At 53.3% G+C, this 20,206-nt stretch carries 21 protein-coding genes; 12 read left to right on the forward strand and 9 right to left on the reverse strand.

What is annotated here, in order from left to right:
* Positions 1-74: 74 nt before the first annotated feature.
* On the reverse strand, positions 75-662 hold the full coding sequence (gene acpT, locus AB4H76_RS01900) for a 4'-phosphopantetheinyl transferase AcpT (protein WP_000285774.1): 588 nt from the start codon (positions 660-662) through the stop codon (positions 75-77).
* 54 nt (positions 663-716) lie between these two features.
* Positions 717-1,766: an AI-2E family transporter gene (locus tag AB4H76_RS01905; protein ID WP_001300885.1), complete on the reverse strand. Its 1,050-nt coding sequence runs from the start codon at positions 1,764-1,766 to the stop codon at positions 717-719.
* A gap of 131 nt (positions 1,767-1,897) precedes the next feature.
* Here AB4H76_RS01905 and AB4H76_RS01910 point away from each other — a divergent pair, with 131 nt between their 5' ends.
* On the forward strand, positions 1,898-3,115 hold the full coding sequence (locus tag AB4H76_RS01910; RefSeq protein ID WP_001300943.1) for an MFS transporter: 1,218 nt from the start codon (positions 1,898-1,900) through the stop codon (positions 3,113-3,115).
* A gap of 3 nt (positions 3,116-3,118) precedes the next feature.
* On the opposite strand, the gene dcrB is transcribed toward AB4H76_RS01910, so the two are convergent.
* Positions 3,119-3,676, reverse strand: coding sequence for a phage sensitivity protein DcrB (gene dcrB, locus AB4H76_RS01915; protein ID WP_001245295.1), 558 nt, complete (start codon positions 3,674-3,676; stop codon positions 3,119-3,121).
* Between the two features lie 72 nt (positions 3,677-3,748).
* Positions 3,749-4,414, reverse strand: a complete 666-nt coding sequence (locus AB4H76_RS01920) for a 7-cyano-7-deazaguanine/7-aminomethyl-7-deazaguanine transporter (RefSeq protein ID WP_001103663.1) — start codon at positions 4,412-4,414, stop codon at positions 3,749-3,751.
* A gap of 220 nt (positions 4,415-4,634) precedes the next feature.
* On the opposite strand from AB4H76_RS01920, the gene tusA reads away from it, so the two are divergent.
* The gene (gene tusA, locus AB4H76_RS01925) at positions 4,635-4,880 is read left to right on the forward strand and encodes a sulfurtransferase TusA (RefSeq protein WP_000130621.1); all 246 of its coding nucleotides are present in this window, start codon (positions 4,635-4,637) and stop codon (positions 4,878-4,880) included.
* Positions 4,881-4,981: 101 nt separating this feature from the next.
* Here the strand turns inward: tusA and zntA are convergent, their stop codons facing one another.
* Both zntA and AB4H76_RS01935 read right to left on the reverse strand, forming a co-directional pair.
* Positions 4,982-7,180, reverse strand: a complete 2,199-nt coding sequence (gene zntA / locus AB4H76_RS01930; protein ID WP_077491530.1) for a Zn(II)/Cd(II)/Pb(II) translocating P-type ATPase ZntA — start codon at positions 7,178-7,180, stop codon at positions 4,982-4,984.
* A gap of 73 nt (positions 7,181-7,253) precedes the next feature.
* Positions 7,254-7,880 carry a lysoplasmalogenase gene (locus AB4H76_RS01935; RefSeq protein ID WP_000964718.1) on the reverse strand — a complete coding sequence of 209 codons (627 nt, stop codon included), beginning with the start codon at positions 7,878-7,880 and terminating at the stop codon, positions 7,254-7,256.
* A gap of 140 nt (positions 7,881-8,020) precedes the next feature.
* On the opposite strand from AB4H76_RS01935, the gene AB4H76_RS01940 reads away from it, so the two are divergent.
* The gene (locus AB4H76_RS01940) at positions 8,021-8,380 is read left to right on the forward strand and encodes a DUF2500 domain-containing protein (RefSeq protein ID WP_000042903.1); all 360 of its coding nucleotides are present in this window, start codon (positions 8,021-8,023) and stop codon (positions 8,378-8,380) included.
* Between the two features lie 2 nt (positions 8,381-8,382).
* On the opposite strand, the gene AB4H76_RS01945 is transcribed toward AB4H76_RS01940, so the two are convergent.
* Entirely contained in the window at positions 8,383-8,652 is a 270-nt protein-coding gene (locus tag AB4H76_RS01945; RefSeq protein WP_001295207.1) for a DUF1145 family protein, read from the reverse strand.
* The gene (rsmD, locus tag AB4H76_RS01950; RefSeq protein ID WP_000743193.1) at positions 8,642-9,238 is read right to left on the reverse strand and encodes a 16S rRNA (guanine(966)-N(2))-methyltransferase; all 597 of its coding nucleotides are present in this window, start codon (positions 9,236-9,238) and stop codon (positions 8,642-8,644) included. Before rsmD ends, AB4H76_RS01945 begins: the two co-directional genes overlap by 11 nt.
* Positions 9,239-9,387: 149 nt before the next feature.
* Between rsmD and ftsY the strand changes: the two genes are divergently transcribed.
* The 5 genes from ftsY (at position 9,388) to livJ (ending at position 15,079) form a co-directional block, all read left to right on the forward strand.
* Complete coding sequence (ftsY, locus tag AB4H76_RS01955; RefSeq protein WP_001040683.1) at positions 9,388-10,884, forward strand: signal recognition particle-docking protein FtsY; 1,497 nt, start codon at positions 9,388-9,390, stop codon at positions 10,882-10,884.
* A 2-nt stretch (positions 10,885-10,886) separates the two neighbouring features.
* Positions 10,887-11,555, forward strand: a complete 669-nt coding sequence (gene ftsE, locus AB4H76_RS01960) for a cell division ATP-binding protein FtsE (protein ID WP_000617726.1) — start codon at positions 10,887-10,889, stop codon at positions 11,553-11,555.
* Positions 11,548-12,606 carry a permease-like cell division protein FtsX gene (ftsX, locus tag AB4H76_RS01965; protein ID WP_001042003.1) on the forward strand — a complete coding sequence of 353 codons (1,059 nt, stop codon included), beginning with the start codon at positions 11,548-11,550 and terminating at the stop codon, positions 12,604-12,606. Before ftsE ends, ftsX begins: the two co-directional genes overlap by 8 nt.
* A 244-nt stretch (positions 12,607-12,850) precedes the next feature.
* Positions 12,851-13,705 carry an RNA polymerase sigma factor RpoH gene (gene rpoH, locus AB4H76_RS01970; RefSeq protein ID WP_000130217.1) on the forward strand — a complete coding sequence of 285 codons (855 nt, stop codon included), beginning with the start codon at positions 12,851-12,853 and terminating at the stop codon, positions 13,703-13,705.
* A gap of 270 nt (positions 13,706-13,975) precedes the next feature.
* Positions 13,976-15,079 (forward strand): branched chain amino acid ABC transporter substrate-binding protein LivJ, encoded by a 1,104-nt coding sequence (gene livJ, locus AB4H76_RS01975; RefSeq protein ID WP_001022007.1) that lies wholly within the window; start codon positions 13,976-13,978, stop codon positions 15,077-15,079.
* Positions 15,080-15,277: 198 nt separating this feature from the next.
* Here livJ and panM read toward each other — a convergent pair whose 3' ends face one another.
* Positions 15,278-15,661 (reverse strand): aspartate 1-decarboxylase autocleavage activator PanM, encoded by a 384-nt coding sequence (panM, locus tag AB4H76_RS01980; RefSeq protein ID WP_000778795.1) that lies wholly within the window; start codon positions 15,659-15,661, stop codon positions 15,278-15,280.
* Between the two features lie 423 nt (positions 15,662-16,084).
* On the opposite strand from panM, the gene livK reads away from it, so the two are divergent.
* From livK to livG, 4 genes are read left to right on the forward strand one after another with little or no spacing between them, the layout of a single operon-like run.
* Positions 16,085-17,194 carry a high-affinity branched-chain amino acid ABC transporter substrate-binding protein LivK gene (gene livK, locus AB4H76_RS01985; RefSeq protein ID WP_000827696.1) on the forward strand — a complete coding sequence of 370 codons (1,110 nt, stop codon included), beginning with the start codon at positions 16,085-16,087 and terminating at the stop codon, positions 17,192-17,194.
* A gap of 47 nt (positions 17,195-17,241) precedes the next feature.
* Complete coding sequence (gene livH / locus AB4H76_RS01990; protein WP_001295111.1) at positions 17,242-18,168, forward strand: high-affinity branched-chain amino acid ABC transporter permease LivH; 927 nt, start codon at positions 17,242-17,244, stop codon at positions 18,166-18,168.
* Positions 18,165-19,442 (forward strand): branched chain amino acid ABC transporter permease LivM, encoded by a 1,278-nt coding sequence (gene livM / locus AB4H76_RS01995; RefSeq protein ID WP_000803782.1) that lies wholly within the window; start codon positions 18,165-18,167, stop codon positions 19,440-19,442. Before livH ends, livM begins: the two co-directional genes overlap by 4 nt.
* Positions 19,439-20,206: a high-affinity branched-chain amino acid ABC transporter ATP-binding protein LivG gene (livG, locus tag AB4H76_RS02000; RefSeq protein ID WP_000082101.1), complete on the forward strand. Its 768-nt coding sequence runs from the start codon at positions 19,439-19,441 to the stop codon at positions 20,204-20,206. Before livM ends, livG begins: the two co-directional genes overlap by 4 nt.

Here is a 20,206-nt window from a genome sequence, read left to right on the forward strand (position 1 = left end):
AGTATGACGATTTTAAGTATTCGTCATACTGATTACCTGTTCTGGATCAATAGATGGGCAGTCGGGTGGGCGGATCAGTTAACTGAATCGATCCATTGCACACTGTCGGCGGTGAGCGTAAAGGGAGTAGGGGTGCAGATCGCAAGGCTTAAATTTTCAAGCTGACAATGGCTGACTGACAGCGAGGAGTGATAGGTGCTGTCTACGCTGACGATTTGCCAGGCGCTGCCGCCACGCTGTTTAACGATGGCTTCTTTGCGCGTCCAGATGCGCCAGAACATTTCCAGTTGCTGATCAGGATGCACGGCGTCCATCTCAGCGTGTTCCCCGAGGCTGAATACGGCGTTCGCCAGCCAGCGCCAGTTGGCGCGCGGGCGAATCACTTCGATATCGCAGCCGACTTCGCCTTCATCACTCAACAGCAGGGCGATATCGTCACCGCTATGGCTTAAGTTGAACCATAGCGGCATTTCCGGCGCAAATGCAGGTTTGCCTTGTTCGCCATAGATGATCTCCGGTAGCGGGGAAAGCGTGTGCGAAAGCAATGCACGCCCCGCCAGCCAGCGTTCGCGTCGTGGACCTTGCGGTGCTTGCTCGCGTAAACCCGGTGGCAGTGGAGCTGCGCTTAAGGTCGAAACTTTCCCCAGAACTATCCGATACATATCAGGGCCAACGTTTAATGGAAAATGAAAGTGCGTATCGTATCACTTGTCGCCTCATCCCGGTAACCGACTTTTCGGTCTGCCCGGCCCCAGTAAAATCGCCAGTTTGCTACCGCCTTTGGTGGTTTCCATCCAGATTTTACACACGCTGGTTAATGGCACCGAAAGTAGCATCCCTACCGGGCCGAGCAGCCATCCCCAAATTAACAATGAAAGAAATACCACCATGGTGGACATCCCCAGGCGATGGCCCATCATCCGTGGTTCTAAAATATTGCCGATGACCATATGGACCACTAAAAACAATGCGCCGACCAGAATACATTCGTAAACACCATTAAACAGCAGCACCTGAATCATTGGCGGTACGGCGGAAATTACCGCGCCGATATTGGGCACGTAGTTGAGCAAAAACGCCAGTACTGCCCACATCAGCGCAAACTGCACCCCCATCAGCTCCAGCCCCAGCCAGACGATGACACCTGTCCATAAACTGAGTAGCGTCTTCAATGCAAGATAGTGCGAAACGCCTTTAAGTGCGCGGTGTAATCCCGCGATGTGAATCTGTGGATTATTCAGCGCAAAACGCATTTTGTAAGGGACGTGGCGCACTTCAAACAGCATAAAAACTACGGTCATCACCAGCAAAAGCACGCTCGCCATTGCCCCGGAAAGCCCGGTCATTAGCGCTGTGGTGAAGGTAACCACTTTTTCCGAGTCCATCCGCTGCAGCATTCGCTCCGGCGACATATGCAAATTAAGAAAAGGCAACATCTCCTGCAATTTAAAAAGTTTGCGCGTCAGCTCCTTATTAAACTTCGGCAGCATAGAGATAAATTCGTTAAACGATGCCGCCAGTACGCCGACCAGCGCGGTTAGTGCGATCAGCATCACCACCACTACAATCGTAATGGCAACGGGGCGTTGTACTCCCCGACGAATAAACCAGGTGACGAGCGGGTTGAGGACGATGGCAAAAAACAGCGCCAGTAACAGCTGCACAATGATATCTGCCGCTGCGTGAATGCCCGCGAGGATCACTACCAGCGAGGCCAGCTTGAGCAGAATGTGCATGCCCGTTTTATCGGGTTGAGGGGTTTCCATTGGGGCTTCCTTGTGACTTTTTGTATTAAGTGTAGCGGGAGTCACGCCAGCAATATTCTGATTCTTACTGCTGATTTTCACGTCAGCACGTGGTAAAAATGAAACACTGTTGTAAAAATGTGGTGATCCTCATGCCCGAACCCGTAGCCGAACCCGCGCTAAACGGATTGCGCCTGAATTTGCGCATTGTCTCTATAGTCATGTTTAACTTCGCCAGCTACCTCACCATCGGGTTGCCGCTCGCTGTATTACCGGGCTATGTCCATGATGTGATGGGCTTTAGCGCCTTCTGGGCAGGATTGGTTATCAGCCTGCAATATTTCGCCACCTTGCTGAGCCGCCCTCATGCCGGACGTTACGCCGATTCGCTGGGACCCAAAAAGATTGTCGTCTTCGGTTTATGCGGCTGCTTTTTGAGCGGTCTGGGGTATCTGACGGCAGGATTAACCGCCAGTCTGCCTGTCATCAGCCTGTTATTACTTTGCCTGGGGCGCGTCATCCTTGGGATTGGGCAAAGTTTTGCCGGAACGGGATCGACCCTATGGGGCGTTGGCGTGGTTGGCTCGCTGCATATCGGGCGGGTGATTTCGTGGAACGGCATTGTCACTTACGGGGCGATGGCGATGGGTGCGCCGTTAGGCGTCGTGTTTTATCACTGGGGCGGCTTGCAGGCGTTAGCGTTAATCATTATGGGCGTGGCGCTGGTGGCCATTTTGTTGGCGATCCCGCGTCCGACGGTAAAAGCCAGTAAAGGCAAACCGCTGCCGTTTCGCGCGGTGCTTGGGCGCGTCTGGCTGTACGGTATGGCGCTGGCACTGGCTTCCGCCGGATTTGGCGTCATCGCCACCTTTATCACGCTGTTTTATGACGCTAAAGGTTGGGACGGTGCGGCTTTCGCGCTGACGCTGTTTAGCTGTGCGTTTGTCGGTACGCGTTTGTTATTCCCTAACGGCATTAACCGTATCGGTGGCTTAAACGTAGCGATGATTTGCTTTAGCGTTGAGATAATCGGCCTGCTACTGGTTGGCGTGGCGACTATGCCGTGGATGGCGAAAATCGGCGTCTTACTGGCGGGGGCCGGGTTTTCGCTGGTGTTCCCGGCATTGGGTGTAGTGGCGGTAAAAGCGGTTCCGCAGCAAAATCAGGGGGCGGCGCTGGCAACTTACACCGTATTTATGGATTTATCGCTTGGCGTGACTGGACCACTGGCTGGGCTGGTGATGAGCTGGGCGGGCGTACCGGTGATTTATCTGGCGGCGGCGGGACTGGTCGCAATCGCGTTATTACTGACGTGGCGATTAAAAAAACGGCCTCCGGAACACGTCCCTGAGGCCGCCTCATCATCTTAAAACTTACTGAATAACCAGCGTATTAATGATGTTTTCTGCGGTGGTCTGCGCTTTTTGCTGATCGTCAGCGGGCAGCGTAATTTGCATGGTCAGCAGTTGATTACCCACGTTACCCAGAATAACGGAAGAGTACGCCGTCTGGCCTTTCGCGGAGATAATACTGTCTAACTGCTGCATTTTGTGACCTTTCAGCTCAATGGCTTTATTGGTTACCACTTGCAGCTGCGGATCGCGGCTACGTTGCTGATCTTCCAGACGCTTCGCCAGCACCGCCAGATCTTCTTTTGGATCATCGCCCATGATGACGATGACTGCTTTCTGCCCGGTGGCGTCGGACCAGACATGCATGTTATTGGCCTGCGTTCCCAGCTTACCGCTCTGGTCGGTCATATCCGCTGGCAGCGAGAAACTTAACTTGCCATCAAGCAGGTTGACGGGATTCCCGGTAGCGTTACTTTCCGCGACCGAACCCTGCGCCGTAGCGTTAGTGTCTTTATCATCACAGGCCGCAAGCCCCATAACCAGCAGGCCAATTCCGACATATTTAACCAGATTGCGCATTGACTTCTTCCTTTCGATAAACGGCCATAACGGCTCATTCATCCATCTTATCACAACTCTGATAACGAACCTTTAACTCGCCTGCAAAGCGTTGATTTCGGATTTATCTGCCAGTCTTTTCAACAGCATATTGAGTAATACGCCATACATTGGCAGGAAGAAAACGATACTGATTAACACTTTGAAACAGTAATCGACCAGCGCGATTTCCATCCAGTGTTCAGCCATAAAGGCATCCGGGCTACGCCAGAAGGCAATGAAGAAAAAGGCCAGCGTGTCGCTGACGTTACCGAACAGTGTGGACGCTGTCGGTGCCAGCCACCAGCGGCGACTCTGACGCAGGCGGTTAAAAACGTGCACGTCGAGGATCTGCCCCAGCGCGTAGGCCATGAAACTGGCGGTGGCGATACGGGCGACAAACAGGTTGAAGTGGGCGAGTGCGCCGAATCCCTGCCAGGAACCCATATAGAATAGCGACGAGATGACGTAGGAGATCAGCAACGCCGGGATCATCACCGCAAAGATGATACGACGGGCCAGCGGTGCGCCAAAAATACGTACGGTCAGGTCGGTAGCGAGAAAGATAAACGGAAAGCTAAACGCGCCCCAGGTGGTATGGAAAACAAAAATGGAGACGGGAAGCTGAACCAGATAGTTACTGGAGGTGATCACCAGCAGATGAAATAACGATAACCAGAACAACGCCTTATAGCGTTGCGTTTGCGAGACAACGTTCATATTGTACCTTTTTGATTAACCATTGGGGTGAGGGAACCCAATACGTACGACACGTCTGTTACCTTAACATAATAACGTGCTTACCCTTTTTTCGAGCCGCCGCATGATACTGCTTTACGTTGACAATGCAATGGTTAATTTTCACGCAATCGTTAACCTGGTTTGCTTACGGACTCACAGGGCGTAAACTAGCGCCGTTTTTTTATGTGATGAGAAGAAAATGACCGATCTCTTTTCCAGCCCTGACCACACACTCGACGCACTTGGCCTGCGCTGCCCGGAACCCGTAATGATGGTGCGCAAAACAGTGCGCAATATGCAGCCAGGTGAAACGTTGCTGATTATTGCTGACGATCCGGCGACGACCCGCGATATTCCTGGGTTTTGTACCTTTATGGAACACGAACTGGTTGCTAAAGAGACGGATGGATTGCCTTATCGTTATTTGATTCGTAAAGGCGGTTGATGGGGGCTGATTGGCTTCGATGCCGCCTTTTCCCCTCACCCTAACCCTCTCCCCAGAGGAGCGAGGGGACCGATCGCGCTCAATGTTGCGATCGGTTTGCCTTATCTCCTGCGCAACAATCTTAACGCATTCGCTGTCACCAGCACCGTCGCACCCGTATCTGCCAGCACCGCCAGCCACAACCCGGTCATCCCTAACAGCGTGGTGACGAGGAAGATCCCTTTCAGCCCCAGCGCAATAGTGATGTTCTGGCGGATATTGGCGTGAGTGGCGCGTGCCAGTTCAATCATTTGCACCAGACCGCGCAGGTGGTTATGGGTTAATGCTGCGTCGGCGGTTTCCAGCGCCACGTCTGTGCCGCTGCCCATTGCAATCCCGATGGCGGCAGCTTTCATCGCTGGCGCGTCGTTAATACCGTCACCGACCATCGCCAGCGGCGCATGTTGATTCAGCTCGGTCACCGCTTTGACTTTATCTTCCGGCAACAGGCCCGCTTTAAACTCCAGCCCCAGCTCCCCGGCAATTGCCGCCGCTGCGCGTGGATTATCGCCGGTGAGGATCACCCCTTTGACGCCCAGCGCGTTCAGTTCACTGATGGCAGTTGCAGCATCGGCGCGCAGGGTATCCTGTAACGCAATGACACCAAGCACGTCATCGTTACGTACTACCAGCACTACCGTTTGCCCGGCGCTTTCCAGTTCGTTAATTAAACCAGCAAATGCATCAGCGGGATGTTTCCCGGCAGCGCAAATCAATACGCGCTCACCGTTAACCTGCGCTTCAATGCCAGACCCGACCAGCGCCCGCTGTGATTCGGCGGCGGGAATGGCGAGTGCAGCAACCTGTGCTTCGCGCACGATGGCTTGCGCCAGTGGATGCGTCGCGCCTTGCTCGACCGCCGCCGCCAGTGTCAGCAGTTCAGATTCACTAATACCCGTTGCCGGATGAATCGCGGTAACGCGCGGTTTACCGACGGTCAGCGTACCGGTTTTATCAAACGCCACCTGAGTAACACGACCTAGTTGTTCCAGCGCCGCTCCGCCTTTAATCAACGCCCCACGACGCGCTGCTGCCGCCAGCCCGGAGGTAATCGCCGCGGGCGTGGAGATAACTAACGCACACGGGCAGCCAATCAGCAGCAGCGTCAGGCCTTTATAAATCCACTCCTGCCAGCTGGCGGCAAACAGCAGCGGTGGCACCAGCGTCACCAGCAGGGCGACGGCCATAATCGCTGGCGTATAAATACGGCTGAAACGGTCGATAAACCGCTCAATGGGGGCGCGGCGCTCTTCGGCTTCTTCGATCAGTTTCAGAATCCGGTCAATGGCGCTGGCACCCGGTTCTGACAGCACTTCCAGCGTTACCAGACGGTCTACGCTGGTGGCTCCTGCAGGAACTTTATCGCCCGTTGCGCGCTCCACCGGAATGGATTCTCCGGTCAGGGCGCTTTCATCAAAACTGGCAAACGGGGAGAGCAGTTTACCGTCGGCAGGCAAACGCCCACCTGCGGCGACTTCAATCACATCGCCAGGCCGCAGGCTGTTAATCGCCACCTCTTCCCGCTCACCGTTACGCAGGCGCGTGGCGGTTTCTGGTTTCAGCGCCATTAAAGCGCTAACGCCCTGACGCGCGCGGCTGGCGGCCCAGCCTTCCAGTCGTTCACCAATCAAAAACAGCAGCAACACCATCGCAGCTTCAGCCGTTGCGCCAATAAACAGCGCACCAATAGCAGCTACGCTCATTAACGTTTCAATGGCGAAGTAACTGCCTGATTTGATCAGCCGTAATGCCTGACGAGCAATCGGGTACAGCCCAACCAGCGTGGTCGCGATAAATGCCTGTTGCCCGAACGGATGATTGAACTGCTCCAGACCCCAGCTGATTGCCATCATCACGATTAGCGTAATCAGCGGCAGATTCTCTTTCAGGCGTGATTCTTGTTGTTCGTCGGCGGCCTGTTCATCGCGCAGGGAATAGCCCGCTTTTTGCACCGCAGATTCAACTTGTGCACGAATGTCATTGTCGGCATCAACCACCAGTTTTTCGGTGGCGAACAACACCTGCACCTGATTCACACCTGCAAGCTGGCGCACGGCATTTTCTACCTTGCGCGCACAGGCGGCGCAGTCCATGCCACTGACTTTCCAGCTATAGCGGGTGCCGGAGACGTTTTCAGAGAGAGTTGGCGAGCTGGAACATGCGCCGTCGCAGCAACAGTCGTTGGCGTTCTGTACCGTGGTTAGCGGTTTGAACGCAGCAAATTGAGGGGCTTTCTTGCCGTGATTGTCAGGAGTCGACATGGCATCCTCCGGTTAAGTTTTTTCTCATTAACCGAAGGATACACTCTGGAGTCGACTCCAGAGTCAAGTTTTATCAGAGATACAGTGAGCGGACGATGAGGAAGTGACCGGCAAAGTAGCAGGCCGCAGCAATCGCGTTATCCGCACGGAAGCGTCGGCGATAGTGGCTCCCCAGCCAGACAAAGTTACTGATAAACAGCAACGAAGCGCCAACAAACGCAGAGAGCGCCGGAGCGGTCGGACGGAAGAACCACAGTTCACCTGCCAGCCACACCATCACCAGCGTCATGCCGATAAACGTGCAGATAGGCCAACGATACTCTTCCAGCCGCGTCCAGATAATCGCCAGTAACAGCGCACCCAGAACCAGCAACACCAGTGGCAGAGGCCAGAAGAAAGAGAGCGTCATCTGACTGGCGAAATAGATGGTGTACAGCAGGTGCGAGAGGAAAAACGCGCCGATGGCGTACATCAGACGTTGACGTGGCAACAGGGTTAGCGCATCGCCCAGCAGTGAGGCGCACAGCCCTGCCAGCACCAGATAGCTAATGGCGTCGAACATCGGCGCTTGCCAAGCCAGTAACAGCAGGAGAAGAAGGGTTAACGGTTTAAACACCCAGCGTTGCCAGGTTGGCCCACGATACGATGCATCCACAGATAGCCATGCGGAAAGACAGACAGCGATAAACGACCAAAGCATCTTAGTTCCTTGAATTCGTTATTTTTTCGTAAGCGGAATGCCTACGGTCTTGCTTCCAGTTTAGTGGCGAGGGTGGACGGATGACAACACCATAACTGGCAGGGTATGCTTATTTCCGCATTTTCCGATGAGGGATAAAGATGAGCAAACCACCTCTTTTCTTTATTGTTATCATTGGCTTAATTGTCGTCGCCGCATCGTTTCGTTTTATGCAACAGCGACGGGAAAAAGCTGATAATGATATGGCTCCGCTCCAGCAAAAGCTGGTGGTGGTGAGCAACAAGCGGGAAAAACCGATTAACGATCGCCGTTCGCGCCAGCAGGAAGTGACTCCGGCAGGCACCAGTATGCGCTATGAGGTAAGCTTCAAACCGCAAAGCGGAGGAATGGAGCAGACGTTTCGCCTCGACGCCCAGCAGTACCATGCCCTGACAGTGGGCGATAAAGGTACGCTGAGCTATAAAGGAACGCGCTTTGTTAGCTTTGTTGGCGAACAATAAGGTTATTTTTTAACTTTAAATTTCTTCTGCCAGACCAGCAGTTCAAACACGCCGAAAAGGAAAATCCGCACCTTTTCGGCGGTAGTCATCTGCGGGCCATCTTTCGGTAAAGTGGATTTCAATAGCGCCAGCTGCATACCATGCATCAGCACGGTAAAAATCAGCGCCACGTTAACGAAAATATTCAGCGGGCGCGGGAAGGGATGCACCAGATTGAGGATTAAAAATCCCCAAACGCAGAGCATTAACAAACGACCAATATTAATCAGCATCACTTTCTCCTTGTGCTTCGCGTTGATACAGCCGATAAGCCACCTGACCCGCCACTTTTTCCCGATGTAATGACCAGTTTGCCGGAACAGTGGGCAGACCGTTTTCGACTTCGCTTTCGACATAAATCAGGGCTTCGTCAGCCAGCCAGCCGTTATCTTCCAGTAAATTTATCGTCTCTTCTAACAAGCCACGGCGGAACGGTGGATCGACAAACACGATATTATGCGGTGTACCTTTTTGCGCCAGGAATGACATCGCGTTGCTGTTCACCACGCGTGCATTGCCTGCTTTTAGTGTCGCCAGATTCTTAATTAACTGCTGAGAAACCGCGCGATCCATCTCAATCAACGTGGCCCCCGCAGCGTAGCGCGATAACGCTTCCAGTCCCAGCGCGCCGCTCCCGGCGAAGCAATCCAGACATTGGGCGTCAACAATGACCGGAGCCAGCCAGTTAAACAACGTTTCGCGTACGCGGTCGGTGGTGGGGCGCAGACCTGGGCTATCAGGAACCGGGAGTTTACGGCCTCGCCACTGCCCGCCAATAATGCGGATTTGGCCGCTGCCGGAATGATTCGGTTTTTTCATGATAAATTGCTCAATCCGCCAGATAACACATACTTGCAGGCGGTGATGTGAATTAAGTTAAGTGATAGACTATTTCATCATTTTTTTAGCTGCTATGTACATAGCGTTAACGCTGTGCCATGAAGCAACAGCGAGGAGTGTAGTCGCAAATGGCGAAAGAAAAAAAACGTGGCTTTTTTTCCTGGCTGGGCTTTGGTCAAAAAGAGCAGACCCCGGAAAAAGAGACAGAAGTTCAGAATGAACAATCGGTTGTAGAAGAAATCGTTCAGGTGCAAGAGCCTGCGAAGGCTTCTGAACAAGCCGTTGAAGAGCAGCCGCAGGCGCATACTGAAGCCGAGGCGGAAACTTTTGCTGCCGACGTTGTGGAAGTCACTGAACAGGTTGCTGAAAGTGAAAAAGCGCAGCCTGAAGCGGGAGTCGTTGCACAGCCGGAACCGGTCGTAGAAGAAACGCCGGAGCCAGTGGCTATCGAACGTGAAGAGCTGCCGTTGCCGGAAGACGTCAACGCCGAAGAGGTTTCGCCAGAAGAGTGGCAGGCTGAAGCGGAAACCGTAGAGATTGTCGAAGCGGCGGAAGAAGAAGCGGCTAAAGAAGAAATCACCGACGAAGAGCTGGAAGCACAGGCGCTGGCTGCCGAAGCGGCAGAAGAGGCGGTGATGGTGGTTCCTCCGGCAGAAGAAGAGCAGCCGGTGGAAGAAATCGCTCAGGAGCAGGAAAAACCGACCAAAGAAGGTTTCTTCGCGCGCCTGAAACGCAGCCTGTTAAAAACCAAAGAAAATCTCGGTTCCGGATTTATCAGCCTGTTCCGCGGTAAAAAAATCGACGATGATCTGTTTGAAGAGCTGGAAGAACAGCTTTTGATCGCCGATGTGGGCGTGGAAACCACACGTAAAATTATCACCAATCTGACGGAAGGCGCATCCCGCAAGCAGCTTCGTGATGCCGAGGCGCTCTATGGCCTGCTGAAAGAAGAGATGGGCGAGATTCTGGCGAAAGTCGATGAGCCGCTGAATGTTGAAGGTAAAACGCCGTTCGTGATCCTGATGGTGGGCGTCAACGGTGTGGGTAAAACCACGACGATTGGTAAGCTGGCACGTCAGTTTGAGCAGCAGGGTAAATCGGTGATGCTGGCGGCGGGCGATACTTTCCGTGCAGCAGCGGTTGAACAGCTTCAGGTCTGGGGTCAGCGCAACAATATTCCGGTGATTGCCCAGCATACCGGTGCGGATTCCGCCTCTGTTATCTTCGACGCCATTCAGGCAGCTAAAGCGCGTAATATCGACGTCCTGATTGCCGATACCGCCGGACGCCTGCAGAACAAATCGCACCTGATGGAAGAGTTGAAGAAAATCGTCCGCGTGATGAAGAAACTCGACGTTGAAGCGCCGCATGAAGTTATGCTGACTATCGATGCCAGCACCGGGCAGAACGCGGTAAGCCAGGCCAAACTGTTCCATGAAGCCGTTGGTTTAACCGGCATCACGCTAACGAAACTGGACGGCACGGCGAAAGGCGGGGTAATTTTCTCGGTGGCTGACCAGTTTGGTATCCCTATCCGCTACATTGGTGTCGGCGAACGTATTGAGGATTTGCGTCCGTTTAAGGCGGACGACTTTATAGAGGCACTTTTTGCCCGAGAGGATTAACAATGATTCGCTTTGAACATGTCAGCAAGGCTTATCTCGGTGGGAGACAGGCGCTGCAGGGCGTTACGTTCCATATGCAGCCGGGTGAGATGGCGTTTCTGACCGGTCATTCCGGCGCAGGGAAAAGTACCCTCCTGAAGCTGATCTGTGGGATTGAGCGGCCCAGCGCCGGGAAAATCTGGTTTAGCGGCCATGACATCACGCGTCTGAAAAACCGTGAAGTTCCGTTTCTGCGCCGCCAGATTGGCATGATTTTCCAGGATCACCATCTACTGATGGACCGTACTGTCTACGATAACGTGGCGATCCCGCTGATTATCGCTGGTGCCAGCGGTGACGATATTCGTCGCCGGGTGTCGGCGGCACTGGATAAAGTCGGGCTACTGGACAAAGCGAAGAACTTCCCTATTCAGCTTTCGGGCGGTGAACAACAGCGTGTTGGCATTGCCCGCGCGGTGGTGAATAAGCCCGCGGTACTGCTGGCGGACGAACCGACTGGTAACCTGGACGACGCGTTGTCGGAAGGGATTCTACGTCTGTTTGAAGAGTTTAACCGCGTTGGGGTAACCGTATTGATGGCAACGCACGACCTCAACCTGATTTCACGGCGTTCCTATCGCATGCTCACCCTGAGCGATGGTCACTTGCATGGAGGCGTGGGCCATGAATAAGCGCGATGCAATCAATCATATTCGGCAGTTTGGCGGGCGTCTGGATCGCTTCCGTAAATCGGTCGGCGGCTCAGGCGATGGCGGTCGTAACGCACCGAAACGCGCGAAATCCTCGCCAAAACCGGTAAATCGCAAAACCAACGTTTTCAACGAACAGGTGCGCTATGCCTTCCACGGCGCATTGCAGGATCTGAAAAGCAAACCGTTCGCCACATTTTTAACGGTGATGGTTATCGCCATCTCCCTGACGCTGCCCAGCGTCTGTTATATGGTGTACAAAAACGTTAACCAGGCGGCGACGCAGTATTATCCGTCACCGCAAATCACTGTTTATCTGCAAAAAACGCTGGACGATGACGCTGCTGCGGGCGTGGTGGCACAGTTGCAGGCCGAGCAAGGCGTGGAGAAAGTGAATTATCTTTCTCGTGAAGACGCGCTGGGCGAGTTCCGTAACTGGTCTGGCTTTGGCGGCGCGCTGGATATGCTGGAAGAAAACCCGCTTCCGGCAGTGGCGGTGGTGATCCCGAAACTCGATTTTCAGGGGACGGAATCACTCAATACGCTGCGTGATCGTATCACGCAGATTAACGGCATTGACGAAGTGCGGATGGATGACAGCTGGTTTGCCCGTCTGGCGGCGTTGACTGGGCTGGTCGGGCGCGTTTCGGCGATGATCGGCGTATTGATGGTGGCGGCCGTGTTCCTCGTCATCGGCAACAGCGTACGTCTGAGCATCTTTGCTCGCCGTGACTCCATTAACGTGCAGAAACTGATTGGTGCGACGGATGGTTTCATCCTGCGCCCGTTCCTGTACGGTGGCGCACTGCTGGGATTTTCTGGCGCATTGTTGTCACTAATTTTGTCAGAAATTCTGGTACTGCGATTGTCATCGGCGGTTGCGGAAGTGGCACAGGTTTTCGGAACGAAGTTTGATATCAATGGTTTATCGTTCGATGAATGCCTGCTGTTGCTGCTGGTATGCTCGATGATTGGCTGGGTGGCAGCGTGGCTTGCCACGGTACAACATTTACGCCACTTTACGCCTGAATAATAAAAGCGTGTTATACTCTTTCCCTGCAATGGGTTCCGTAGCAGGGAAAGAGACCCCGTTGTCTCTTCCCGGTATTTCATCTCTATGTCACATTTTGTGCGTAATTTATTCACAAGCTTGCATTGAACTTGTGGATAAAATCACGGTCTGATAAAACAGTGAATGATAACCTCGTTGCTCTTAAGCTCTGGCACAGTTGTTGCTACCACTGAAGCGCCAGAAGATATCGATTGAGAGGATTTGAATGACTGACAAAATGCAAAGTTTAGCTTTAGCCCCAGTTGGCAACCTGGATTCCTACATCCGGGCAGCTAACGCGTGGCCGATGTTGTCGGCTGACGAGGAGCGGGCGCTGGCTGAAAAGCTGCATTACCATGGCGATCTGGAAGCAGCTAAAACGCTGATCCTGTCTCACCTGCGGTTTGTTGTTCATATTGCTCGTAATTATGCGGGCTATGGCCTGCCACAGGCGGATTTGATTCAGGAAGGTAACATCGGCCTGATGAAAGCAGTGCGCCGTTTTAACCCGGAAGTGGGTGTGCGCCTGGTCTCCTTCGCCGTTCACTGGATCAAAGCAGAGATCCACGAATACGTCCTGCGTAACTGGCGTATCGTCAAAGTTGCGACCACCAAAGCGCAGCGCAAACTGTTCTTCAACCTGCGTAAAACCAAGCAGCGTCTGGGCTGGTTTAACCAGGATGAAGTCGAAATGGTGGCCCGTGAACTGGGCGTAACCAGCAAAGACGTACGTGAGATGGAATCACGTATGGCGGCACAGGACATGACCTTTGACCTGTCTTCCGACGACGATTCCGACAGCCAACCGATGGCACCGGTGCTCTATCTGCAGGATAAATCATCTAACTTTGCCGACGGCATCGAAGATGATAACTGGGAAGAGCAGGCGGCAAACCGTCTGACCGACGCGATGCAGGGTCTGGACGAACGCAGCCAGGACATCATCCGCGCGCGCTGGCTGGACGAAGACAACAAGTCCACGTTGCAGGAACTGGCTGACCGTTACGGCGTTTCCGCTGAACGTGTACGCCAGCTGGAAAAGAACGCGATGAAAAAACTGCGCGCTGCTATAGAAGCGTAATTTCCGCTATTAAGCAGAGAACCCTGGATGCGAGTCCGGGGTTTTTGTTTTTTGAGCCTCTACAATAATCAATTTCCCCTCCGGCAAAACGCCAATCCCCACGCAGATTGTTAATAAACTGTCAAAATAGCTATTCCAATATCATAAAAATCGGGTATGTTTTAGCAGAGTATGCTGCTAAAGCACGGGTAGTCATGCATAAAACGAAATAAAGTGCTGAACAACAACATCACAACACACGTAATAACCAGAAGAATGGGGATTCTCAGGATGAACATAAAGGGTAAAGCGTTACTGGCAGGATGTATCGCGCTGGCATTCAGCAATATGGCTCTGGCAGAAGATATTAAAGTCGCGGTCGTGGGCGCAATGTCCGGTCCGGTGGCCCAGTACGGTGACCAGGAGTTTACCGGCGCAGAGCAGGCGGTTGCGGATATCAACGCTAAAGGCGGCATTAAAGGCAACAAACTGCAAATCGTAAAATATGACGATGCCTGTGACCCGAAACAGGCGGTTGCGGTGGCGAACAAAGTCGTTAACGACGGCATTAAATACGTGATTGGTCACCTCTGTTCTTCATCAACGCAGCCTGCGTCTGATATCTACGAAGACGAAGGCATTTTAATGATCACCCCAGCGGCAACCGCGCCGGAGCTGACCGCCCGTAGCTATCAGCTGATCCTGCGCACCACCGGCCTGGACTCCGACCAGGGGCCGACGGCGGCGAAATATATTCTTGAGAAAGTGAAACCGCAGCGTATTGCTATCGTTCACGACAAACAGCAATACGGCGAAGGTCTGGCGCGAGCGGTGCAGGACGGCCTGAAGAAAGGCAATGCTAACGTGGTGTTCTTTGATGGTATCACCGCCGGGGAAAAAGATTTCTCAACGCTGGTGGCGCGTCTGAAAAAAGAGAATATCGACTTCGTTTACTACGGCGGTTATCACCCGGAAATGGGGCAAATCCTGCGTCAGGCACGCGCGGCAGGGCTGAAAACTCAGTTTATGGGGCCGGAAGGTGTGGCTAACGTTTCGCTGTCTAACATTGCGGGCGAATCAGCGGAAGGGCTGCTGGTGACCAAGCCGAAGAACTACGATCAGGTTCCGGCGAACAAACCCATTGTTGACGCGATCAAAGCGAAAAAACAGGACCCAAGCGGCGCATTCGTCTGGACCACCTACGCCGCGCTGCAATCTTTGCAGGCGGGCCTGAATCAGTCTGACGATCCGGCTGAAATCGCCAAATACCTGAAAGCGAACTCCGTGGATACCGTAATGGGACCGCTGACGTGGGATGAGAAAGGCGATCTGAAAGGCTTTGAGTTCGGCGTATTTGACTGGCACGCCAACGGCACGGCGACCGATGCGAAGTAATCATTAATCGGCAACTTTGGGTTGCCGCCAAATTGCTAATATCGAGTACGTTGCTTCATGCCGGATGCGGCGTAAACGCCTTATCCGGCCTACAAGATCCAAAGAAATCAGTAAATTGCAACACACATTGTAGGCCTGATAAGCGTAGCGCATCAGGCAATTTCTCGTTGGTCATCACTTTTGAAATCAACTTGACGATTAACGCTTCTCCCAGCCGCCCTGTTGCGCCGTAAATCCCAGTGCCTGCATAAACGCCGTCATCACACCGCGATCTTCCACGCCTGCATCCGCCATCCACCAGCATGAAACGCCAGGATTGTTACGCAAAACCTCTTCCAGCAGATATTGCCCCACACCGCGACGTCGGGTGACTTCCCGCACACGCAGGGAATCCAGTGCTCCCTCGGTGCCGCTTAAGGTTACCCGTACGGCAGCGAGCAGGCGCTCGTTAAAACGCGCGGCGTAGATACGGTGGTTATCGTCAACCTGTAAAGAGGAAGGGGAATACTCCGGCCAGATCTTTTGCAGGTCAATCCGGTCCTGGTCGCTAAAGTTTTCTAATCGAATGATGGTCAGCTTCATGGGTAACCCGTGTAAATCACAAAAGTGGAACCAGTGTAGCGAAATAATTTAATCGGAGGCTTTCTCTTTTTTATTTCTTTTGGCAGGTGATTAATTTTTTAACAGCAATAATTACAAAGTTAAAACATTAGAGAATGAAAAATACCCAGCATAATCCCCTGAATGGTAGTGAATTATTCCGCCCTTTGTGCCGTTATTTTATGCTGACAAAGGCACTTTTTTCTGTTTATCTATCAATAAATTCAGAATATTATCTGTTCTTAATCGACTGAAAAATAGGGATTTTAATCACTATTATCACAAAATACTGCGCTAAACCCTTAATCAGACAGGCAAAAACAGTGCAGTATAAAAAAAGAACAGTCTGATTTGTTAACACATAAAAACAAAGCAACACAACATCACGAATGGGGATTTTTGACTATGAAACGGAATGCGAAAACTATCATCGCAGGGATGATTGCACTGGCAATTTCACACACCGCTATGGCTGACGATATTAAAGTCGCCGTTGTCGGCGCGATGTCCGGCCCGATTGCCCAGTGGGGCGATATGGAATTTAACGGCGCGCGTCAGGCGATTAAAGACATTAATGCCAAAGGGGGAATTAAGGGCGACAAGCTGGTTGGCGTGGAATATGACGACGCCTGCGACCCGAAACAAGCCGTTGCGGTCGCCAACAAAATCGTTAATGACGGCATTAAATACGTTATTGGTCATCTGTGTTCTTCTTCTACCCAACCTGCATCAGATATCTACGAAGACGAAGGTATTCTGATGATCTCGCCGGGAGCGACCAACCCGGAGCTGACCCAACGCGGTTATCAACACATTATGCGTACTGCCGGGCTGGACTCTTCCCAGGGGCCAACGGCGGCAAAATACATTCTTGAGACGGTGAAGCCCCAGCGCATCGCCATCATTCACGACAAACAACAGTATGGCGAAGGGCTGGCGCGTTCGGTGCAGGACGGGCTGAAAGCGGCTAACGCCAACGTCGTCTTCTTCGACGGTATTACCGCCGGGGAGAAAGATTTCTCCGCGCTGATCGCCCGCCTGAAAAAAGAAAACATCGACTTCGTTTACTACGGCGGTTACTACCCAGAAATGGGGCAGATGCTGCGCCAGGCCCGTTCCGTTGGCCTGAAAACTCAGTTTATGGGGCCGGAAGGTGTGGGTAACGCATCATTGTCGAATATTGCCGGTGATGCTGCCGAAGGCATGTTGGTCACTATGCCAAAACGCTATGACCAGGATCCGGCAAACCAGGGCATCGTTGATGCGCTGAAAGCAGACAAGAAAGATCCGTCCGGGCCTTATGTCTGGATCACCTACGCGGCGGTGCAATCTCTGGCGACTGCCCTTGAGCGTACTGGCAGCGATGAGCCGCTGGCGCTGGTGAAAGATTTAAAAGCTAACGGTGCAAACACCGTGATTGGGCCGCTGAACTGGGATGAAAAAGGCGATCTTAAGGGATTTGATTTTGGTGTCTTCCAGTGGCACGCCGACGGTTCATCCACGGCAGCCAAGTGATCATCCCACCGCCCGTAAAATGCGGGCGGGTTTAGAAAGGTTACCTTATGTCTGAGCAGTTTTTGTATTTCTTGCAGCAGATGTTTAACGGCGTCACGCTGGGCAGTACCTACGCGCTGATAGCCATCGGCTACACCATGGTTTACGGCATTATCGGCATGATCAACTTCGCCCACGGCGAGGTTTATATGATTGGCAGCTACGTCTCATTTATGATCATCGCCGCGCTGATGATGATGGGCATTGATACCGGCTGGCTGCTGGTGGCGGCGGGATTCGTCGGCGCAATCGTCATTGCCAGCGCCTACGGCTGGAGTATCGAACGGGTGGCTTACCGCCCGGTGCGTAATTCTAAGCGCCTGATTGCGCTTATTTCCGCAATCGGTATGTCCATCTTCCTGCAAAACTACGTCAGCCTGACCGAAGGTTCGCGCGATGTGGCGCTGCCCAGCCTGTTTAACGGTCAGTGGGTGGTGGGCCATAGCGAAAACTTCTCTGCCTCTATTACCACCATGCAGGCGGTGATCTGGATTGTCACCTTCCTCGCCATGCTGGCGCTGACGATTTTCATTCGCTATTCCCGTATGGGGCGCGCCTGTCGTGCCTGCGCGGAAGATCTGAAAATGGCGAGCCTGCTTGGCATCAACACCGACCGGGTGATTGCTTTGACCTTTGTTATTGGCGCGGCGATGGCGGCAGTGGCTGGCGTACTGCTCGGTCAGTTCTATGGCGTCATTAACCCCTATATCGGCTTTATGGCCGGGATGAAAGCCTTTACCGCTGCGGTGCTCGGTGGGATTGGCAGCATTCCAGGGGCGATGATTGGCGGGCTGATCTTGGGGATTGCGGAGGCGCTCTCTTCTGCCTATCTGAGTACGGAATATAAGGATGTGGTTTCATTTGCCCTGCTGATTCTGGTGCTGCTGGTGATGCCGACCGGTATTCTGGGTCGCCCGGAGGTAGAGAAAGTATGAAACCGATGCATATTGCAATGGCGCTGCTCTCTGCCGCGATGTTCTTTGTCCTCGCTGGCGTCTTTATGGGCGTGCAACTGGAGCTGGATGGCACCAAACTGGTGGTCGACAGCGCTTCGGATGTCCGTTGGCAGTGGGTGTTTATCGGCACGGCGGTGGTCTTTTTCTTTCAGCTTTTGCGACCTGCTTTCCAGAAAGGGTTGAAAAGTGTTTCCGGACCGAAGTTTATTCTGCCCGCCATTGATGGCTCCACGGTGAAGCAGAAACTGTTCCTCGTGGCGCTGCTGGTGCTTGCGGTGGCGTGGCCGTTTATGGTGTCACGTGGGACGGTGGATATCGCCACTCTGACCATGATCTACATTATCCTCGGTCTCGGGCTGAATGTGGTTGTTGGTCTTTCTGGTCTGCTGGTGCTGGGGTACGGCGGTTTTTACGCCATCGGCGCTTACACCTTTGCGCTGCTCAATCACTATTACGGCTTGGGCTTCTGGACTTGTCTGCCGATTGCCGGGTTAATGGCAGCGGCGGCGGGCTTCCTGCTCGGCTTTCCGGTGCTGCGTCTGCGTGGTGATTATCTGGCGATCGTTACCCTTGGCTTCGGCGAAATTGTGCGCATATTGCTGCTCAATAACACCGAAATTACCGGCGGCCCGAACGGAATCAGTCAGATCCCGAAACCGACTTTCTTCGGCCTTGAGTTCAGCCGTACCGCTCGTGAAGGCGGCTGGGACACGTTCAGTAATTTCTTTGGCCTGAAATACGATCCCTCCGATCGCGTCATCTTCCTGTATCTGGTGGCGTTGCTGCTGGTGGTGCTAAGCCTGTTTGTCATTAACCGCCTGCTGCGGATGCCGCTGGGGCGTGCGTGGGAAGCATTGCGTGAAGATGAAATTGCCTGCCGTTCGCTGGGCTTAAGCCCGCGTCGTATCAAGCTGACCGCCTTTACCATCAGCGCCGCGTTTGCCGGTTTTGCCGGAACGCTGTTTGCGGCGCGTCAGGGCTTTGTCAGCCCGGAATCCTTCACCTTTGCCGAATCGGCGTTTGTGCTGGCGATAGTGGTGCTCGGCGGTATGGGCTCGCAATTTGCGGTGATTCTGGCGGCAATTTTGCTGGTGGTGTCGCGCGAATTGATGCGTGATTTCAACGAATACAGCATGTTAATGCTCGGTGGTTTGATGGTGCTGATGATGATCTGGCGTCCGCAGGGCTTGCTGCCCATGACGCGCCCGCAACTGAAGCTGAAAAACGGCGCAGCGAAAGGAGAGCAGGCATGAGTCAGCCATTATTATCTGTTAACGGTCTGATGATGCGCTTCGGCGGCCTGCTGGCGGTGAACAACGTCAATCTTGAACTGTACCCGCAGGAAATCGTCTCGTTAATCGGCCCTAACGGTGCCGGAAAAACCACGGTTTTTAACTGCCTGACCGGTTTCTACAAACCCACCGGCGGCACCATTTTACTGCGCGATCAGCATCTTGAAGGTTTACCGGGGCAGCAAATTGCCCGCATGGGCGTGGTGCGCACCTTCCAGCATGTGCGTCTGTTCCGTGAAATGACGGTAATTGAAAACCTGCTGGTGGCGCAGCATCAGCAACTGAAAACCGGGCTGTTCTCTGGCCTGTTGAAAACGCCTTCTTTCCGTCGCGCCCAGAGCGAAGCGCTCGACCGCGCCGCCACCTGGCTTGAGCGCATTGGTTTGCTGGAACACGCCAACCGTCAGGCGAGTAACCTGGCCTATGGTGACCAACGCCGTCTGGAGATTGCCCGTTGCATGGTGACGCAGCCGGAGATTTTAATGCTCGACGAACCGGCGGCAGGTCTTAACCCGAAAGAGACGAAAGAGCTGGATGAGCTGATTGCCGAACTGCGCAATCATCACAACACCACTATCTTGTTGATTGAACACGATATGAAGCTGGTGATGGGGATTTCAGACCGAATTTACGTGGTCAATCAGGGGACGCCACTGGCAAACGGTACGCCGGAGCAAATCCGTAATAACCCGGACGTGATCCGTGCCTATTTAGGTGAGGCATAA

This window comes from Escherichia sp. UTM R2 (assembly GCF_048593455.1).
Lineage (GTDB): Bacteria > Pseudomonadota > Gammaproteobacteria > Enterobacterales > Enterobacteriaceae > Escherichia > Escherichia coli.

Coding starts and splice junctions, on each gene's coding strand:
- acpT (WP_000285774.1), bottom strand. CDS start 662: ATGTATCGGATAGTTCTGGGGAAAGTTTCGACCTTAAGCGCAGCTCCA.
- AB4H76_RS01905 (WP_001300885.1), bottom strand. CDS start 1,766: ATGGAAACCCCTCAACCCGATAAAACGGGCATGCACATTCTGCTCAAG.
- AB4H76_RS01910 (WP_001300943.1), top strand. CDS start 1,898: ATGCCCGAACCCGTAGCCGAACCCGCGCTAAACGGATTGCGCCTGAAT.
- dcrB (WP_001245295.1), bottom strand. CDS start 3,676: ATGCGCAATCTGGTTAAATATGTCGGAATTGGCCTGCTGGTTATGGGG.
- AB4H76_RS01920 (WP_001103663.1), bottom strand. CDS start 4,414: ATGAACGTTGTCTCGCAAACGCAACGCTATAAGGCGTTGTTCTGGTTA.
- tusA (WP_000130621.1), top strand. CDS start 4,635: ATGACCGATCTCTTTTCCAGCCCTGACCACACACTCGACGCACTTGGC.
- zntA (WP_077491530.1), bottom strand. CDS start 7,180: ATGTCGACTCCTGACAATCACGGCAAGAAAGCCCCTCAATTTGCTGCG.
- AB4H76_RS01935 (WP_000964718.1), bottom strand. CDS start 7,880: ATGCTTTGGTCGTTTATCGCTGTCTGTCTTTCCGCATGGCTATCTGTG.
- AB4H76_RS01940 (WP_000042903.1), top strand. CDS start 8,021: ATGAGCAAACCACCTCTTTTCTTTATTGTTATCATTGGCTTAATTGTC.
- AB4H76_RS01945 (WP_001295207.1), bottom strand. CDS start 8,652: ATGCTGATTAATATTGGTCGTTTGTTAATGCTCTGCGTTTGGGGATTT.
- rsmD (WP_000743193.1), bottom strand. CDS start 9,238: ATGAAAAAACCGAATCATTCCGGCAGCGGCCAAATCCGCATTATTGGC.
- ftsY (WP_001040683.1), top strand. CDS start 9,388: ATGGCGAAAGAAAAAAAACGTGGCTTTTTTTCCTGGCTGGGCTTTGGT.
- ftsE (WP_000617726.1), top strand. CDS start 10,887: ATGATTCGCTTTGAACATGTCAGCAAGGCTTATCTCGGTGGGAGACAG.
- ftsX (WP_001042003.1), top strand. CDS start 11,548: ATGAATAAGCGCGATGCAATCAATCATATTCGGCAGTTTGGCGGGCGT.
- rpoH (WP_000130217.1), top strand. CDS start 12,851: ATGACTGACAAAATGCAAAGTTTAGCTTTAGCCCCAGTTGGCAACCTG.
- livJ (WP_001022007.1), top strand. CDS start 13,976: ATGAACATAAAGGGTAAAGCGTTACTGGCAGGATGTATCGCGCTGGCA.
- panM (WP_000778795.1), bottom strand. CDS start 15,661: ATGAAGCTGACCATCATTCGATTAGAAAACTTTAGCGACCAGGACCGG.
- livK (WP_000827696.1), top strand. CDS start 16,085: ATGAAACGGAATGCGAAAACTATCATCGCAGGGATGATTGCACTGGCA.
- livH (WP_001295111.1), top strand. CDS start 17,242: ATGTCTGAGCAGTTTTTGTATTTCTTGCAGCAGATGTTTAACGGCGTC.
- livM (WP_000803782.1), top strand. CDS start 18,165: ATGAAACCGATGCATATTGCAATGGCGCTGCTCTCTGCCGCGATGTTC.
- livG (WP_000082101.1), top strand. CDS start 19,439: ATGAGTCAGCCATTATTATCTGTTAACGGTCTGATGATGCGCTTCGGC.